This window comes from Synechococcus sp. R3-13, from assembly GCF_047462195.1.
Taxonomy (GTDB): Bacteria; Cyanobacteriota; Cyanobacteriia; order Thermostichales; family Thermostichaceae; genus Thermostichus.
The window spans coordinates 1-3,317 of record NZ_JANSIO010000057.1; the positions used below are offsets into that span (position 1 = coordinate 1).

A 3,317-nucleotide genomic window follows, 5' to 3' on the forward strand; every position below is an offset into this window, starting at 1 on the left:
ATTGAAAATCGCACTGTCGGGGCCACTTTGGGGGAAGTGAGCGTGCGCCGCAGCCTCTATGCCGGGATCGGGGGCCTGGTGCTGGTTTTCGTCTTTATGGTGGCCTACTATCGCCTGCCAGGGCTGATTGCCGACATCGCTCTGCTCATCTACGCCCTCTGCACCTTTGCTCTGTTCCAACTGCTGGGGGTCACCATGACTTTGCCGGGGATCGCCGGCTTTATCCTCAGCATCGGCATGGCGGTGGATGCCAATGTGCTGATCTTCGAGCGCATTAAAGAAGAGTTGCGGGCCGGCAAATCCATCTACAAGTCCATTTCGGAAGGGTTTAACCGCGCCTTCAGCAGCATCCTGGACAGCAATGTGACTACCCTTTTGGTCTGTGGCGTGCTTTTCTGGCTGGGGATGGGACTGGTGAAAGGGTTTGCGGTAACCCTGGGCATTGGCATTCTGGTGAGCTTCTTTACGGCCATCACCTGCACCCGTAGCCTGCTCTTGGCGGCAATGGGGATCCCCAGCTTGCGCAAACCTGAGTTTTACGGCGTTCGGATGGAGGCGGCCCAATCATGACGGCTCAAGAGCTATCCCCCGTAGATCCCGCCTCTCGGTTGCTCGACTATCGCTTCGACATTGTTGGACGGAGCAAGCTGTGGTTCAGCTTGTCCTTGGCGGTGCTGCTGGTGGGGCTGGTCAGCATGGCCTTTTCCCTGGCTTCTCTGGGAACTCCCCTGCGGCTGGGGTTGGATTTTTCCGGCGGCACTTTGCTGGATCTGAGCTTTGAGCGGCCTGTCACCACCGAGGAGCTGCGGCGGGCGCTGCAGGAACACAACCTGGGGAGCAGCATCATTCAACTGGACACCCAGACGGGCCAGGAAGCCCTGATCCGCATGCCCCCTTTGTCGGAGACGGAGCGCTTGGCCGTGGAAGCCACCCTGCGGCAGGAGGTTGCCCCCTTCCAGCGCAATCTGGTCGAGACGGTTGGCCCGACGGTGGGGCGTTTGCTCTTGCGTTCCGGCATCGTGGCGGTGCTCATCTCTTTCGGGCTCATCGTGCTGTACCTGGCCCTGCGCTTTCAGTGGGATTACGCGGTGTTTGCCATTGTGGCGCTGCTGCACGATGTAGTGTTGACGATAGGGCTGTTTGCCCTTTTGGGCCTGACGGTGGGCATGGAGGTGGATAGCCTGTTTGTGGTGGCGCTGCTGACCATCATCGGCTTTTCTGTCAACGACACCGTGGTCATTTACGACCGCATCCGCGAAAACCTCCGCCTGGTGAGCCGCAAAGTCAGCTTCGCTGAGGTGGTGAACCTGTCTCTAAATCAAACTTTCGCCCGCTCCTTGAATACCACCCTGACGACGATGCTGCCCTTGGTCGCCATCGCCATTTTCGGGGGGGCTACCTTGAAGGGGTTTGCCATCGCTCTCCTGGTGGGATTTGCCTTGGGGGTGTATTCCAGCATTTTTATCGCCAGTCCCCTGTTGGTGTGGTGGCGGCGGCGGCGCTATGGCAGAAGTGGCGAAGATGTCCATGCAGGGAGGGATCCCGATTCCCTTCCCTCTGAGGGCTAGGGTCTCGATGCCGGAAAAATGAGGGCAGGGGGATCTGTCCTTCGCGGCGGCGGGATGGTGTCGTTTGGGATCACCATTGCAGTTGTTGCCCGCGGGAGATCAGGTAGCGTTGTAAATCGGCCATTTTGCCTTGCGGCACGATCTGAGCTGGGATCAAGCTGGGATCCTGGCTGTGCAGCCAAGCCACGGTCAGCCCTGCCGCCGAGCCGATGGTCCATTCGCCGTAATGCACCCGGGTGGCAGCGTTGACAATGTGGCTGACGGCGATCCCTTTGCCGCCGATGAGCAGGTTATCCACCTTCTGCGGGATCAGGGCTTCTAAGGGAATGAGAATGGGGCGGACGGAAAACTCGTTGACTGGCGCGGAGCTGGCCGACAGAGATGGCTCCCAGTTGCGGTAGCGACAGCCGTGGATATCGATGGCGTAGTGGGTAACCCCCACCACGGTAGGTCTGAAGTCCCGCCCCCCGGCGGTGCCGACGCGAATATCCTGCTCCAACATCAGGAACTCCGCTTGGCCGTAGGCAGATCGCCCCAGAATGCGTCGACCTTCGCGGATGTAGGGGTAGAGGCTAAGGCCGGAGCGGGTGCCCAGCAAGGACTCTTCGGCAAACACCAAGGACAGGGGATAGCCGCTGCGGGATTGGGTTTCCATCAGCCACTCGGCAAACAGCAGGGCGTGGTTTTCTCCATCTTTGATGGCTGAGACATCCAGGCCCCCCAGCCAGTTGTGGCGCTGCCCCGAGGCCACCAGCCGCTCTTCCGTCAGGATCAGGGGCGGGTTCATGATCCCCCAATCGTTGCCGCGGTTCCAGTTCACCATTGTCAGGTCGCCTGGAACGGGTGTGCTGTAGAAGGGATCCCGGCGACCCTTGCTGACGATGCGGCGGTAATTGAAAAAGCTCTGGCCGCTGAAGGTGGGGAAACCCTCCATGTCGAACTCGCGGCGGTGTTCGGCGCGGGAATAGCCCGGCTGCAGCTGGACCAGCTCGGCGCGGGAGCGCCCGCCATCGTCGTGGATGGCCAGCACGAAGGGAAAGGTAAAGGCTTGAGTACACTCCGGGTTGCTGGCGGGGGCAGCATTGGGCTCGCCGGTCACGTCTCGCCCTTCCGAACCCAGCCGATAGGGGATCCCGGCCCAGCCCACCAGCTCGCCGGTATCGGTGGCATCGATCACGAAGAATGGGCGGCCCGGCGGCGCTTGTAGACGCAGCACTCGCTTGGCGAACACCTCCGTTTCCTGCCAGCCATACCAGCTCACCAGCTCCCGCCACAGCCGTCCCGGCGGCACAAAGTTGGGATCCCGCGGCTGCCGCTGCACAGCGTAAATGCTTTCAATCTGGGATCCATCGGCGCTGAAGGTGGCCCCCTTGAAAGCCGTTTGGGTAGCCCAGCGGCTGTTGGGGGCATTTTGAGCTGCCTGTTGCAGCCAGGTTTCCACCGCCTGCAGCCCCGCCTGAGGCGGAAAACACAGCCCTCCCACCCAGCAGCTGTTGATCTCGGATACGCGGGTTCCCGGCGGGATCCCTGTCCAGGCCGGCAGATGCACCGGCTGGCTTTCGATCAAGGCCTTGAACTCCAGCCAGTGGCGGGAAAAATTGCCCCGCTGCCGCATCGGCAGCGATTCATCAATGGCCGATACCCCCTGGGAGGTAATCTGACCCCCCAGCCAAGGGGTAAGCTCGATGAGACAGGTCTGCACCCCCCCTCGCATGGCGTGGCCCGCTGCCGCCACACCCCCCAAGGATC

At 61.5% G+C, this 3,317-nt stretch carries 3 protein-coding genes; 2 read left to right on the forward strand and 1 reads right to left on the reverse strand.

The genetic code is table 11. The features are described from left to right. Both NW856_RS01770 and secF read left to right on the forward strand, forming a co-directional pair. The coding region (locus NW856_RS01770) for a SecD/SecF family protein translocase subunit (protein WP_414398787.1) at positions 1-570 on the forward strand (570 nt) is incomplete at its 5' end. Then, on the forward strand, positions 567-1,568 hold the full coding sequence (gene secF / locus NW856_RS01775) for a protein translocase subunit SecF (RefSeq protein WP_414398788.1): 1,002 nt from the start codon (positions 567-569) through the stop codon (positions 1,566-1,568). The genes NW856_RS01770 and secF, both read left to right, overlap by 4 nt. 70 nt (positions 1,569-1,638) lie before the next feature. Here the strand turns inward: secF and NW856_RS01780 are convergent. Beyond that, a partial coding sequence (locus NW856_RS01780) for an FAD-dependent oxidoreductase (protein ID WP_414398790.1) occupies positions 1,639-3,317 on the reverse strand: 1,679 nt, incomplete at its 5' end.

Coding starts and splice junctions, on each gene's coding strand:
- secF (WP_414398788.1), top strand. CDS start 567: ATGACGGCTCAAGAGCTATCCCCCGTAGATCCCGCCTCTCGGTTGCTC.